At 55.2% G+C, this 13,529-nt stretch carries 15 protein-coding genes and 1 tRNA gene; 9 read left to right on the top strand and 7 right to left on the bottom strand.

Translation table 11 applies throughout. From position 1 onward, the window contains the following. A complete protein-coding gene (locus tag PEL8287_RS09405; RefSeq protein WP_085892129.1) occupies window positions 1–2,517 on the top strand; it encodes an Hsp70 family protein in 2,517 nt (838 codons plus the stop codon). Window positions 2,518–2,625: 108 nt separating this feature from the next. Here PEL8287_RS09405 and PEL8287_RS09400 read toward each other — a convergent pair whose 3' ends face one another. Beyond that, on the bottom strand, window positions 2,626–2,910 hold the full coding sequence (locus PEL8287_RS09400; RefSeq protein ID WP_085892128.1) for a hypothetical protein: 285 nt from the start codon (window positions 2,908–2,910) through the stop codon (window positions 2,626–2,628). A 13-nt stretch (window positions 2,911–2,923) separates the two neighbouring features. After that, window positions 2,924–3,358 (bottom strand): helix-turn-helix domain-containing protein, encoded by a 435-nt coding sequence (locus tag PEL8287_RS09395; RefSeq protein ID WP_085892127.1) that lies wholly within the window; start codon window positions 3,356–3,358, stop codon window positions 2,924–2,926. 80 nt (window positions 3,359–3,438) lie between these two features. Between PEL8287_RS09395 and PEL8287_RS09390 the strand changes: the two genes are divergently transcribed. From PEL8287_RS09390 to PEL8287_RS09380, 3 genes are read left to right on the top strand one after another with little or no spacing between them, the layout of a single operon-like run. Continuing rightward, a complete protein-coding gene (locus PEL8287_RS09390) occupies window positions 3,439–3,672 on the top strand; it encodes a MerR family transcriptional regulator (RefSeq protein ID WP_085892126.1) in 234 nt (77 codons plus the stop codon). Further along, window positions 3,669–3,878: a hypothetical protein gene (locus PEL8287_RS09385; RefSeq protein ID WP_085892125.1), complete on the top strand. Its 210-nt coding sequence runs from the start codon at window positions 3,669–3,671 to the stop codon at window positions 3,876–3,878. The genes PEL8287_RS09390 and PEL8287_RS09385 overlap by 4 nt, the downstream gene beginning before the upstream one ends. Continuing rightward, window positions 3,857–4,891 (top strand): tyrosine-type recombinase/integrase, encoded by a 1,035-nt coding sequence (locus PEL8287_RS09380; RefSeq protein WP_235862264.1) that lies wholly within the window; start codon window positions 3,857–3,859, stop codon window positions 4,889–4,891. Before PEL8287_RS09385 ends, PEL8287_RS09380 begins: the two co-directional genes overlap by 22 nt. Before the next feature lie 85 nt (window positions 4,892–4,976). On the opposite strand, the gene PEL8287_RS09375 is transcribed toward PEL8287_RS09380, so the two are convergent. Further along, window positions 4,977–5,050, bottom strand: a tRNA-Cys gene (locus PEL8287_RS09375). Window positions 5,051–5,196: 146 nt separating this feature from the next. Between PEL8287_RS09375 and PEL8287_RS09370 the strand changes: the two genes are divergently transcribed. The 3 genes from PEL8287_RS09370 (at window position 5,197) to PEL8287_RS19990 (ending at window position 8,540) form a co-directional block, all read left to right on the top strand. Further along, window positions 5,197–5,850 (top strand): protein-L-isoaspartate O-methyltransferase family protein, encoded by a 654-nt coding sequence (locus PEL8287_RS09370; protein WP_085892123.1) that lies wholly within the window; start codon window positions 5,197–5,199, stop codon window positions 5,848–5,850. Window positions 5,851–5,878: 28 nt separating this feature from the next. Next, window positions 5,879–7,291, top strand: a complete 1,413-nt coding sequence (locus tag PEL8287_RS09365; protein ID WP_085892122.1) for a TolC family outer membrane protein — start codon at window positions 5,879–5,881, stop codon at window positions 7,289–7,291. A 70-nt stretch (window positions 7,292–7,361) separates the two neighbouring features. Then, window positions 7,362–8,540: a hypothetical protein gene (locus tag PEL8287_RS19990; protein ID WP_176228602.1), complete on the top strand. Its 1,179-nt coding sequence runs from the start codon at window positions 7,362–7,364 to the stop codon at window positions 8,538–8,540. Here PEL8287_RS19990 and PEL8287_RS09355 read toward each other — a convergent pair. Then, window positions 8,525–9,991 carry a cobyric acid synthase gene (locus PEL8287_RS09355; protein ID WP_085892121.1) on the bottom strand — a complete coding sequence of 489 codons (1,467 nt, stop codon included), beginning with the start codon at window positions 9,989–9,991 and terminating at the stop codon, window positions 8,525–8,527. The two genes, PEL8287_RS19990 and PEL8287_RS09355, sit on opposite strands and share 16 nt — an antisense overlap. Window positions 9,992–10,174: 183 nt before the next feature. Then, complete coding sequence (locus PEL8287_RS09350; protein ID WP_085892120.1) at window positions 10,175–10,495, bottom strand: DUF6280 family protein; 321 nt, start codon at window positions 10,493–10,495, stop codon at window positions 10,175–10,177. A 217-nt stretch (window positions 10,496–10,712) separates the two neighbouring features. Here PEL8287_RS09350 and efp point away from each other — a divergent pair, with 217 nt between their 5' ends. Beyond that, window positions 10,713–11,276 carry an elongation factor P gene (gene efp / locus PEL8287_RS09345; RefSeq protein ID WP_085892119.1) on the top strand — a complete coding sequence of 188 codons (564 nt, stop codon included), beginning with the start codon at window positions 10,713–10,715 and terminating at the stop codon, window positions 11,274–11,276. A 52-nt stretch (window positions 11,277–11,328) separates the two neighbouring features. Here the strand turns inward: efp and ygfZ are convergent, their stop codons facing one another. After that, window positions 11,329–12,057: a CAF17-like 4Fe-4S cluster assembly/insertion protein YgfZ gene (gene ygfZ / locus PEL8287_RS09340; RefSeq protein ID WP_085892118.1), complete on the bottom strand. Its 729-nt coding sequence runs from the start codon at window positions 12,055–12,057 to the stop codon at window positions 11,329–11,331. A 68-nt stretch (window positions 12,058–12,125) separates the two neighbouring features. On the opposite strand from ygfZ, the gene PEL8287_RS09335 reads away from it, so the two are divergent. Beyond that, window positions 12,126–12,797: a TIGR04283 family arsenosugar biosynthesis glycosyltransferase gene (locus tag PEL8287_RS09335; RefSeq protein WP_085892117.1), complete on the top strand. Its 672-nt coding sequence runs from the start codon at window positions 12,126–12,128 to the stop codon at window positions 12,795–12,797. 3 nt (window positions 12,798–12,800) lie between these two features. On the opposite strand, the gene PEL8287_RS09330 is transcribed toward PEL8287_RS09335, so the two are convergent. Next, entirely contained in the window at window positions 12,801–13,484 is a 684-nt protein-coding gene (locus tag PEL8287_RS09330) for a tyrosine-protein phosphatase (protein ID WP_085892322.1), read from the bottom strand. Between the last annotated feature and the right edge of the window lie 45 nt (window positions 13,485–13,529).

Raw genomic sequence — 13,529 nt, 5'->3', positions numbered from 1 at the left:
TTGTATCTTGGTATTGATCTCGGAACTTCGAACTCAGCAGTCGTTGGCCATATCGATGGTGCGACGCGTCTCTTCAAGACATCGGACGGCACTGATGTGTTGCCCAGTGTCATCTATCTGGACAAGCGCGGGCACAGGTTCATCGGGAAATCGGCCTATGACCGCTTGCTTTCAGCTCCGCAGAATGTCGCCCAAGGCTTCAAGCGCTCGATGGGGACCAAGAATCCGATCTCCTTTGCTGGGCAAACTTGGACGCCAGTTGAGTGTAGTGCCGAAATAATCAAAGCGCTGGTAGGTCAAGCGATGACCGAGGCTGGCAACCAGGAAGTTGAGGGCGTGGTCATCACGACCCCCGCCGCATTCAACCAAATGCAGAGCGAGGACACGATTGCCGCCGCGCGATTGGCCGGTTTGGAGAAAGTAAGCCTGTTGCAGGAACCAGTTGCCGCCGCTTTGGCCGCAATCGCACACAGCAAACAGAAGGACGGTGTTTTCTTGGTCTACGATCTCGGAGGCGGGACGTTTGACTTGGCATTGGTTATGAGCACCGCGGGCGTGGTCAACGTGATCGCTCATGAGGGCATAAACATGCTTGGTGGTCGTGACTTTGACAGAATCATATTCGACAGCATTGTGCGGCCTTGGCTTTCACAGACCTTCAACCTTCCAGCGGATTTTCAGCGCAACGAAAAATACAAGCACCTGACGGACGTCTGCCGCCATGCCGCAGAAAAAGCGAAGATCCAGCTTTCGGCGTCTTCGACGGCCTCAATCTTTGCGACAGAGGATGAAGTGCGCGCGACTGATGAAGACGGTGAAGAAATCTATATTTCAATCGATTTGACGAGAGAGCAGATGACCGACCTGATCAAAGATCGGATTGATGACTCGATAGCTCTTTGCCGAAAGATTATCACGGCTAACGGATACAAGAATGACGACATCTCCAAAATCGTTCCGATTGGCGGCCCGTCAAAGATGCCTATCATACGAGACATGCTAGAGGCTGGTCTCGCAATCGAAGTGGAAAGCGGACTTGATCCAATGACCGCAGTTGCGACCGGCGCTGCAATTTTTGCGGAAAGCCGGGAATGGGCTGGTGAAAGCTCTACGCAGAAGAGTGGGAAACAAAGGGAAGCGGTCACTGGCAGCGTCTCATTGGCCCTAGACTTTAAGTCCCGCGTCGCAAGTGAAGCGGCCAAGGTCCGGCTGAAACCGGCGGCGGACATGCCTACGGGGCATGAGGTGGAAATCCTTGACGAAGAAGGGTCTTCGACAGGCAGAATTCCAATTGATGGGCCGCTCAGCATCAACGTAAATGTTCGCAAGAACGGCGAAAACCGGTTCAAAGTGACCGTATTCGACCAACAGGGCAAGGCAGTCGAGGACGCGTCACGCGAAATCGTCATTACCCGAGCGGAAGCAAGTGCTGCAAGTGTCCCGATGACCTACACTCTCGCGGTCAAGATTCAGCATGGCTTTGTCGGATACGAGCGGAACAAGTTAGAGGTCCTTGTGAAGAAAGGGACAGCATTGCCCGCACAAGGCAAGCAAACCTTCCGAACTGGCAAGACACTAGTCGGAGGCGAAGATGATTTCATCGCGGTCGAGTTTTATGAGATGGCAGATGACATCGACACACCAGAGCACAACCTACATATCGGCAACTTCCGTTTGAACAGCCGCGACGAATTGGAACGTGGCGAGCGGATCAATCGTGGGGATGATTTTGTCATCGATTGGAAAATGAGTGACAATGGTACGCTCAGCTTTTCGGTCGAATTGCCATCTTTGGGACGTGTTATCGACGCCACCAATCTTTACCGATCCGAAGATGGCGGCATCAACTATGACGGCCAGCGCGGGGCAGAGGTTGCCACAACTATGCTCGCCCGTGTTGAGAGTGATCTAGACGAGCTTGAAACCACGCTCGATGAAGATGCTGATCCCAGCGGTGACATCCGCAAGCGGATTGAGCGCCAGCACGCGGCACTTTCGACCTCTGTTGACGCGGACACACATCGCTCGGTAGCCGAAGAAGCGCGCAAACTGCGCCAGGAGGTGGCGTTGCTGAGAATGTCACCTGAGAACGAAGAGCGAGTGCTGGACGATGAAGTCGCCAAGGCTGAAACTTCTTTCGACGAATTGCGAGACATTGCGCAGCCAGTAGATACTGAGCGGCACGACAAGCTTTTGGTGACGACCCGTCGCTCGATTCGGGAAAAGAACTATGATGCCGCGCGCCGATCACTTGATGAGATGCAGGGCATTCGCATGAAGGTGCTCTCTGAAAGCCCTGATTTCTTGATCGAAATCTTCCGGCGCTTGGCAGAAGAGCATCACCTGGCAGTCGATGAAGCGCTTCATGCTCAATTGGTCGACGCAGGAGTCGAGGCCGCAAAATCAGGCGATGTGCAAAGGCTGCGGATGATCATAGGGCAGATGTTTGGTAATAGGGTCTCGACCGGAGCAGATGCGACCGAAATCGTCGAATTGGCCCACCTATTGGGGAGCTGATCTGGCAACGGAGATCAGTTTCCACCTATGGGTTGGTCCGTCTCAATCGCTACCGATGGTGTTGGCATTGCCAGCACCATTTCGGCGAGTTGAGACAGAAAGCACATTCTAGCCTTCGAAAATGTTTAGCTCTCTGCGCCGATGTTTCATTAAAATTCGCAAGAATTTCTGTGCGATCATAATGGCCACAGGACCGAGGACGACCAGCGCCAGATAGAGCGATCGTGCGATATCCCAATCCGGCTGACCTGATGTCGCGATCATCCCGGTGCCGCCAACCAAAAGTGAAATGGCGCCTACAACACCGATTTGGCGGGCGAAAGTGAACACGTCGTGGTCGCAGGGGTCCAAGTCTGACTTTGAGGATTTCAGCGGCTGATATGTGTCGGTCATGTCGGTCTCCTGATTAAAGGGTTTCAAAGTAGTGGCTGGCGACCTGCGCGGGGCTTTCGCCCGTCTGTGCGGCCTGCGCGGCGACAAACCCGATGATTTTGCCGAGCTTGGCGATAGGCAGGTTTGTTCCGCGCCTTTCAGCCTCGGACAAGACAGCGATGGCACTTGCCTCAGCCAGTTCGGGGTCGTCACTCTTGTGGATTTTGCCGCGCCCCGCCAGCAGCCAGTCAAGATTCACTCTGAACGCCTCGCTGATGTTCAGAGCTGTAAGCGCGGGCAAATCCCGTTTTTCCTGCTCATAGTTTTTATACGCGCGGTCAGACACATCGATGGCCGCGGCCATAACAGGCTGAGTAATATCGTTTATTTTGCGAATTTCTCGCAAACGAAGGCCAATGCCGCTCAAGTCCGTTGACACGATGCACCTATGAGTTAATAATTCACCCATATGTGCACTTCTAGAGTGATTTGGGTGATCCTGTTCACTCTTGCAGTGTTTTCAACTGAAATCCAACGGAAAGGTGAGCCGTGACCAAACCTCTCGAAACACCAAAGGAACTGGCCGAGCGCGTAGGTCTGCCCGTGACCAACATCCGATATCTGATCCGCGAGGATATGCTGGACCATATCTTCACTGCACCTGGACAGCGTAACCCCAAGATTCCGAGCGGCGCTTGGGAGAAGTATGTCTCTCAATTTACGGTTAAAGCCCAAAAGCCGGAGCGATGTAGAGCAGGCCGAGAAATGGGGTCTGACAAATGACACGGCACACACCCATCATGGCCAGCGAGACGACCGCAGCCCGCTTGCTCGATCTGCGCACCACCGAGTTCAAGGCATTGGTCGATGAAGGCCACCTGCCGCCGGGGCATGAAATTGCGCCCGGCGTTGTTCGTTGGGATATCGAGGTTCTCAAACGGATATCGGTAGGGGATGTGACAGAGCTATGGGATCAAATTCAGTGGTAGGCCGACGCAAGAAATACCTTTGGCAGCATCCTTCGGGCCGTTGGTATGTGCGCAAGAGCGTCAACGGCAAGATGTTCTATCTGGGACGGATCACGGCGGAGGAAGGCACGGCTGAGTTCGACCAGCAGTATTGGGAGATTGTCAGCGGGAAGAAAGCGGTCGCAAAGACATCATGGGGTGCTTTAATTGATGCGCTACGAGAGACAGACAAGTGGGCGGGCTATTCCCCCCGTTACCGCAACGACCTTGAGCAAGTTTTTGAATATTTGACTGAAAAGATCGGGCGAGCGGACGTGGCACGCCTTACCCAAGCCGACATTTACGATGCGATGGAGAGGAACCGGCATCGCGTCCGCTTTGCCAATTACATCCCGACTGCGATTAGCATGCTATCCAAGCTGGCGATCCGTAGGCGGTGGCGCAAAGACAATCCTGCGATTGATATCGAGCCGCTCAGAGTTCCCAAGGACCGCCAGAGGCCGCATTTGCCTTGGACAGATCGGGCGGTGGAAAAGATGCGCGAAGAAGGCGAGCCATTGCCCCGCCTGATTTTCGAGATTGGCGTTGGAAGTGTGCAGCGCCCCGGTGACTGGGTAGATTTTCAATGGGGCGACTATGATGGCGACACCCTCAAGTTGCGCCAGAACAAGACAGACACAGCGCTTTCCCTGCCGTGTACGATTGCGCTCAAGGCGGCGCTGGACGAGGCGAAAGCTAATCTGGGGTTCGCGCCGCACCCATCGCGCCACATCCTAACCCGTGCTGATGGTTCGAAGATGGATTATCACGCGATGGCGCGTGTCATGGTGCGCGAACGTAAGCGGCTAGACCTGATGGCCTATGATCAGCATGCGCTGCGGTATCGCGGGGTGATGGAATTGGCGTGGGCAGGCTGCACTGACGATGAAATCGCCAGCTACAGCGGTCACACATCCAAAGCGATGATCATCAAATATGCGGGGGAGGCGCGGCAAATCATGCGGGCGCGACAGGCAGCAGCAAAGCGCAAATAATCCCGAACAGACCAGCACAGAACGTGAAACTGATACCAGAGGTGATACCCAATGAGTAGAAAAATTCGTAACCCATTGATTTTATTGGAGGCGAGTACCGGAATCGAACCGGTGTACACGGATTTGCAATCCGCTGCGTCACCACTCCGCCAACTCGCCATCCAGGGTGGTGAAAACCGATTATCTGATCGCCGTAGCCTGCGCAAGTGGTCCGAGGCGGGTTTTCGCTCCCCATAGACATTGCTGTGTCCGGGCATCTGTGTCAAAACCATGGAAATAGAAATCCCCACGCAAGAGTTTAACTCATGACCAACTATGCAACCCGGCGCACAATGATGGTGGATACCCAGATCCGGCCATCAGATGTTACGAAATTCCCGATTATCGACGCGATGCTGTCGGTTCCGCGCGAGGCATTTGTGCCACGCCATCTGCGTGAGGCGGCCTATGTGGGCGAGAATATTCAGTTGGGTGGCGCCCGGGTCGTGCTGGAGCCGCGGACTTTGGCCAAGATGCTGGATGCACTGGAAATTCGCGGGGATGATCTGGTTTTGGATATCGGCAGCGGCCTTGGGTATTCAGCGGCTGTGATGGCACGTATGGCCGAAGCTGTGGTGGCGGTTGAAGAAGATAAGGAACTGGTTGCCGAAGCGCAGGGCCTATTGGCGGAAAATGGGGCCGATAACGTGATTTTGCATGAGGGCCCGCTGAACGAAGGCGCGCCAGAGCATGGCCCGTATGATGTCATCACCTTGCAGGGGGCGGTCGAGCACTTACCTGAAGCTTTGACTGATCAACTGAAGGATGGTGGTCGTATTGCCTGCCTGTTCATGGAAGGCGCTCTTGGTGTCGTGCGCATCGGGTACAAGATAGATGGCCAGATCAACTGGCGGTTTTCTTTCAATGCCGGTGCTCCTGTTCTGCCTGGATTTGAAAGGCACGCAGCCTTTACATTTTAAAGTCTGCCCATCGTAACGCCGAGGGAACATGTTGAAACTCGTTGTTGTTCAAAGACTTTCACTTTTGATTTTCAGCCTGGCGTTCCTGGTTGGCTCACCCTCGGTCGCCCGGGCTGAAACTTTGGCCGACGCACTTGCAAGCGCTTATACTCATAGCGGATTGCTTGATCAGAACAGGGCGCTGTTGCGTGCTGCTGACGAAGGTGTGGCGCAGGCTGTGTCGCGACTAAGGCCGATTATTGATTGGTCATCGGACATGACACGCAATTTTGGGCGTACTAAAAATTTGGGCAGAATCACCTCGACCGGATCGACAGATGTGAATCTGGGGATAACCGCAAGTCTGTTGCTTTACGATTATGGACAGACCAAATTCAGCATAGAGGCGGCAAAGGAAACTGTTCTTGCGACCCGGCAGACACTGATCAGTATAGAACAGCAAGTTCTGCTGCGCGCGGTTCAGGCTTATATGAATGTCATTCGTAATGGCGAATTTGTTGCACTTCGCGAAAGCAACCTGCGTCTTCTGCGTCAGGAATTGCGCGCGGCACAGGATCGGTTCGACGTAGGTGAAGTGACGCGCACCGATGTGGCACAAGCCGAGGCACGTCTGGCTGCCGCACAAAGCGGTCTGGCTGCAGCGCAGGGTGATCTTGTTCAGGCAATCGAAGAATTCAGGGCGGCAATCGGGCGCAAGCCTGGAAAACTGAAAACGCCAACGCGTTTGCCAAGTCTTTCGGATAAGGTAGATGCAGCCAAACAAGCCGCAGTGCGCCGCCATCCTGATTTGCTGAAAGCGCAGCATGATGTGGCAACGGCAGATTTGAACATTCTGGTGGCAGATGCTGCTATGAAGCCGTCGGTCAATCTGACCGGCCGTTTGGGAGCGGGCAAGGAACTGGGCGACGATGACAATGCCCGCACTGGTAGTTTCGGGGTTCAGGTCACCGGGCCGATTTATCGGGGTGGTCAACTGAGTGCGGCCAAGCGTCAGGCAATGGCGCAACGTGATGCACAACGTGGTGCGCTGCATTTGGCACGCCTTCAGGTGGAGCAGGACGTGGGCAACGCCTATGCCAATCTGCGTGCGACCCGGGCCAGTCGTGATTCCAGTCAGGAGCAGGTTCGTGCTGCCACAGTGGCCTTTCGCGGTGTGCGTGAAGAGGCCAAGTTAGGCGCACGGACAACGCTTGACGTGCTGGATGCTGAACAGGAACTTCTGGATGCACGGGCAAATCTGATTTCAGCAGATGCCGATGTGTATATTGCTGCATATGCGGTTTTAGCAGCAATGGGGCAACTTACCGCGAAAGACCTCAACCTGGGTGTTCAGACCTACGATGCGAATGCCTATTTCGACCTGGTCAAAGATGCCCCGACACCCGCGAGCAAGCAGGGCCAGAAATTAGACCGGGTTCTGCGTGCTTTGAATAAAGACTAAAACCCTTTCTAATTGGTTGTATGAAAAGGCACTGCCGGGTAAACTGACCCTAGGCAAGAGTGGTAATTAAATGTCCGAACCGGTTAAAAATGTAGAGATTGAGGACGTCCTTTCGTCTATCCGTCGGCTTGTGTCGACCGATATCCGTAAAGAGCGTTCAGCCCTTGAATCGGCGCCAGAGGGCGCAGAAAAATTGGTACTGACGCCGTCGTTGCGGATTGATGAGCACGGCCAAAAGCAAGATCACGAAAATGGTTCGATGGATGACGACCTACCTCAAGACGACGGGGCGGATGACGTGATTCAGGCTTCGTTGCCTAAGCCCGAAACGTTGCGGTTTTTGACCGGTGCTGCCAGATGTGATGAATTTGAACTGATTGATGCGCCAAACATCGAAATAGCTGAAGAGCAGGATGCACCCGAAGCCGGAACTGATCAGCTAATTGCGCATCGGGTCGACCGGGATGACGCAAGGGCCGAATATGGTCTGGAAGAAGTTGATGAAACGACGGATGCCGCCGACATGGATGCAGGTCAGGTTGACGAAGATTCAATACTTCAGGGCGAGGACCATAGTGCTTTGCGTGCACGTGTTGCCGAATTTGAAAAGTTTGTAGCCACCCGCGATGACCAGTGGGAACCGGATGGATCATCTGACGATGCCTACGCAGGCAGCGAAGTTTCACCTTTGCCGTGGAGCGATCAGATGGCGGATGAAGAAGACGAGGCGGAACAAATTTCTGAAGCGATTGCAGTGGATGAAAATGTTGACGCCGAAGGCCAGATAGAGGAATTCGCAGAAGCAGAAGCAGAAGCAGAAGCAGAAGCAGAAGCAGAAGCAGAAGCAGAAGCAGAAGCAGAAGCAGAAGCAGAAGCAGAAGCAGAAGCAGAAGCAGAAGCAGAAGCAGAAGCAGAAGCAGAAGCAGAAGCAGAAGCAGAAGCAGAAGCAGAACTGCTTCCGGCATTCAAAACCGCAAGGCCTGTTTCGGTTTATTCAGATGCTGAAAGGGTTGAGGACATTCAAACGGTCCAGGCCACCAATGCGCCAGGCAATGACGATTGCCTTGCCGGTGACATGTCGATGAATTCAGATAACGCCATTCTGGACGAAGAGACGCTGCGCGATCTGGTCAGTGAAATTGTACGGCAGGAACTGCAGGGTGCGCTTGGCGAACGGATCACGCGCAACGTACGCAAGCTGGTACGGCGGGAAATTCACCGGGCGTTGACCAGTCAGGACCTGGAATAGGCGGCAGGTTGTTCTGCCAGTCTTAACAATAAATCCAGATCCATATGGGCCTCCAGATGCAGGGCCAATGCGTCAAGCGCTTCGTCAACGCTCTGGGCGTACTCCAGATCAGACGAGGCCCCTAGGCCGTTCAGAAAAGCCGCGCGAAACCTGTCGGATGTGAACATGCCGTGCAGATAAGCGCCACGGATTTGTCCATTGGCGGATGTGGCACCTTCGGGCTGGCCTCTGACTTCCAGCCATGCGCGGCTGCAATCGGGGCCGTTGGTTTCGCCCAGATGGATTTCATACCCTTCGACCAGATCGCCTGTTGGCAGATAACGGGCCTGCGTCAGGGCCAGGCGTTTTTCAGGTTTCATAACGGTGTTAACGTTCAGATGCCCAAGCCCCGCAACTGATCCCGGGGGCCCCTCAATGCCTTCGGGATCAGCTATCTGGTGCCCCAGAATCTGGTAACCGCCGCAAATGCCCAGAACATGACCACCGCGCCGAATATGGGCCTGAAGATCAATATCCCACCCGTTTTTGCGAAAATCGGCAAGATCCCCGATAGTCGACTTGCTGCCGGGGATCAGAATCAGATTGGCGTCGCCGGGCAGCGGCTGGCCGGGCTTGATCATTTCGACGCTCACCCCTGGTTCAGCGGAAAGCGGGTCCAGATCATCAAAATTTGCAATGCGCGAAAGGTGCGGCACGGCCACTTTGAACGCGCCGTCTGTTTTAGAGGCGATGTCCATGACATCTTCGGCAGGCAGGCGCCAGGCTTGATCGAACCATGGGATCACCCCCAAAGACGGCCAGCCGGTGCGTTTTATGATTTCTTCAAGGCCCTCATCGAAAAGTGAGGGGTCGCCGCGGAATTTATTGATGGCAAACCCCTTGATCCGCCCCGCATCTTCGAGGGGCAGGATGACCTGGGTGCCCACAATCTGCGCGATGACCCCACCGCGATCAATATCACCAACAAGTATGACCGGCACGCCAGCGGCCTCGGCGAAACCCATATTGGCAATGTCCCCTTGGCGCAGGTTGATCTCGGCCGGGCTGCCGGCCCCTTCGATCAGAACCAGATCGGCGCTTTTGCAAAGGCGGTGAAAGCTTTCCAACGTCGGGGTCAGCAACTGCGGCTTGGCTTTGGCGTAATCGCGGGCGCGCAAAGTGGCAAAACGTTTGCCCTGCAAGATTACCTGCGCGCCTGTGTCGGTTTCGGGCTTCAGCAAGACCGGATTCATGTCCGTATGTGGCGCGCGGCCAGCCGCCATTGCCTGCAACGCCTGAGCGCGACCAATCTCGCCACCGTCACATGTGACTGCAGCGTTGTTCGACATGTTTTGCGGTTTGAAGGGGGCAACCCTGAGTCCGCGGCGCAGAAAAGCTCGTGCAAGCCCGGCGACAACCATCGACTTGCCCACGTTCGAACCCGCACCCTGTATCATGATTGCCTTGGCCATCTCATACACCTTGACTGATTTCAGCCAGTGATACAAAGGGCCAGAGGTCAGGGAAAGGCGTGAACCGACATAGCACTTTGATTTTCTGCCAGAATGCTAAACGGCGGTTCCTGCCTTGCCAGATAAAACGAAAAGCCCCGCCGTAAGGCAGGGCTTTCGGAAACCAGGTGGCTTCTGATTGTGTTATGCGGCTTCGGCCTGGGCTGCCGCATTGCGGCGCTCACTTTCCTCGCGCGACAGGGCAACCGATGTACGGACACCCTTGGCGACAAATTCCATCAGCCCCGATACGACACGTTCGTTCGGGTCGATCCCGGCGCAGGACAGCACTTCGCGCCCATCGCGCGAACGGGCCCAGCGGGCGATCTGTTCCGGACCATTGCCATATTTCTTGTCGTCAGAGATGGCATCATCCAGTGCGGCCAATACAACGGCTGCGAAAAGTTTACGTGCACGATTGCCCTGTTCGCTTTTGAAGGCTGTGCCGTCAACGAAATCTTTCATGATTCGTCCTTGATCTTATTGCTCTTGTGTTTCGGGCGTGGCGCTTGTTATGACGAAGTTTGTCTGATTCGGATAGAGCATAAATGCATAACTTCTATGCAGTTTATGCATGGCTTCTGCAGGTGCAGCACGATATCTCGTCGTATTGCCACCACCCTGATCCCCAGATATAGGGTGCATCACCCTCTTATCAACCTTTTGTCATGGTTTAGTCACAATGCCCAAAATCAATGGAAATGAGATCCGCCCCGGTAACGTACTGGAACATAACGGCGGGCTTTGGAGTGCGGTCAAGGTCGACCACGTCAAGCCCGGCAAGGGTGGTGCCTTTGCCCAGGTTGAACTCCGAAACCTGCGCAACGGCTCAAAGCTGAACGAGCGCTTTCGCAGCGCGGACAAGGTCGAGCGTGTGCGCCTTGAACAAAAAGATCAGCAATTCCTGTACGAAGAAAACGGCATGCTGAACTTCATGGACACCGAAACCTATGAACAAATCCATCTGCCTGCAGATATTCTGGGCGACCGTCGGCCGTTTCTGCAGGATGGCATGACGATCACGGTAGAGTTCCATGAAAGCGAGGCGCTGAATGCAACCCTGCCGCAGAAAGTGGTCTGCAAGATTGTCGAGACTGAACCAGTCGTCAAGGGTCAGACGGCTGCCAACAGCTTTAAGCCGGCTATTCTTGATAATGGCGTCAAGGTTATGGTGCCGCCCTTTGTGGGCCCGGACGAAGATATTGTCGTAAACACCGAAACTATGGAATACGCCGAACGCGCCTGAAGTTGCGTGTTTTGGTACGATAAAAGGGGCTGGCAACGGCCCCTTTTTGCGTTCAGCCGTATGTCACAGTTGCGTCGCCTGCCAGCATGGTACCCTTGGCCCGATCAAATCGCAGATAGGCAATCGCCTGATTGCCCGACTGTGTAAAAAGCGTGCCCGCGGGTTTGCCATTGGCTGTGATCTGGGTGCCCACGGGGGCTGTGCCCTGAATGTTGACCCGGGTCAGGCCCTTACGCAGTTCAGTCTTGTGTTTCATCCTTGCGGTCACTTCCTGCCCTACGTAACAGCCTTTGCGGAAATCAACACCATTGAGGCGTTCAAACCCGGCTTCCAGAATGAAAGTGTCGGGCGTCAGTTCAATGCCGGATTCGGGAATGCAATGGGCGACTCGGATGGCGTTCCAGTCGGTGCCGTCATCGCCGTCTTGGTCCCCATAAAGGCGCCATCCCATGGCGTTGTGGCGCGGGTCGGGCAGGGCGCCACCGGGGGCAGGACCGGTCCCCTGCCGGACTTTACAGCCCGCCTCGCTCAGGGAAACATCGGCACGCAATTTGTACATGTTCAACCGCTGGACCAGGCCCGGTGCAAGGCTGGCGTCGACATCCAGCAGGATTTTATCGCCCCGCCGCACCAGAAAGAAATCGGCCACATACTTGCCCTGTGGCGTCAGGAACGCGGTATAGACAAGCCCATGATCCAGTTTCGTGATGTCGTTGGTGATCAATCCCTGAAGGAAATGCGCGGCATCGGTGCCGCCAATTTCATAGATCGCGCGTGTCATATAGCTCTCCCGTTGGCCGACCTTCTGTAATATAGGTCAGGACGCCAGGCACAACAGGGGGGCATTTCATGCGCGCGGCATTATCGGTGGTGATTCCGACCCTGAATGCAGCGACTGCGCTGCCAGCTTGTCTTGGTGCGCTGATCGAAGGGCTTGAGGCCGGGCTGATCCGCGAGTTGATCATATCCGACGGTGGCTCGGACGATGGCACATTGCAATTGGCGGACGAGGCCGGGGCGGTGATTGTCCAGGGCGCTGCATCGCGCGGTCGGCAGCTGCGGCACGGGGCCGAGATTTCGCAGGGTGACTGGTTGCTTTTCGTGCACGCGGATACAATTTTACCCGCCGGATGGTCCGGGATGATCAGGGAGCATATGACTACTGAACAACCAGCCCATTTTCGGTTGAGCTTTGATGTCAGCGGGTTAATGCCGGGACTGGTTGCAGGATGGGCCAACCTGCGGTCGCGCCTTCTTGGTCTGCCATATGGGGATCAGGGCCTGCTGATATCACGTGCAGACTATGATGCTGTAGGGGGCTTCAGGGATATGCCGCTGATGGAAGACGTCGCGATGGCCCGGGCCCTGCGCGGCCGCCTGAAATCGTTACCCATGACGGTGCGCACCAGTGCTGCGAAATACCAGCGTGATGGCTGGTTGCGGCGGGGCGCGCGCAATTTAATGCTGTTGTTGCGTTATTTTGCGGGGGCTGATCCGGCCCGGCTGGCCGGGCGGTACTAATTTTCAGAATTTCGGATTATGCGTGGCCTCATATCCGGCCTGAACTTCGGTATTGTCATATTCGGTTGCGACCCATTCCTCGAACCCGATAGGTGCGCGGGCATTGCGCGTCTCATACAGATCAAAGATATAATCCAGAATGCCCGTGCGTGACCATTTGAGATGGATATATTTGAGCCCCAACATCTTGCGGGCTTCGGACAGGGGGCGTCCCTCGATCACCAGCAAATAGATGGCCGAGGCAAAGCCGGCGCGATCTGCACCCGACTTGCAATGCATGACAAAGGGTTTCTCTATCTCGCGAAAAGCGCGAATTACCGCCAGAATATCCTCGCGCGGGGCCGCATAGCGGGCGTGAAGGGTGCAATTGACAAGCGTCAATCCGAGACTGGCACAGCTTTCTTCTTCAACAAGATAATGTGCCGCGCCGGCAGCCCCCCTCAGATTCAGTACAGTGCGGACGCCCATTGCCTTGAGTTTGACAAACCGCTCGTGCGTGGGCTGGTTCGACCGGAAAACGCCCTGTGCCACAGGATGAAAATTGGTCCAGACCTTGCGTAACACCGCATGGTCGAACCACATGTTGTAGATATGCGCCCGGCGACGGTTTTCCGGCGTCGACAGATCAGTATTGTAGGACGCGCGCAGCCGTCTTTCCCAATCGGCGATGCGTTTGAAAAGCTTCATAAACAGGGTGCGCTCCGTTTTGGGGCTTGCTTGGGCCCGGGTCGG

Source organism: Roseovarius litorisediminis, assembly GCF_900172295.1.
In the GTDB taxonomy this organism is placed as follows: Bacteria; Pseudomonadota; Alphaproteobacteria; order Rhodobacterales; family Rhodobacteraceae; genus Roseovarius; species Roseovarius litorisediminis.
This window is presented reverse-complemented; position numbering and strand designations above follow the sequence as displayed.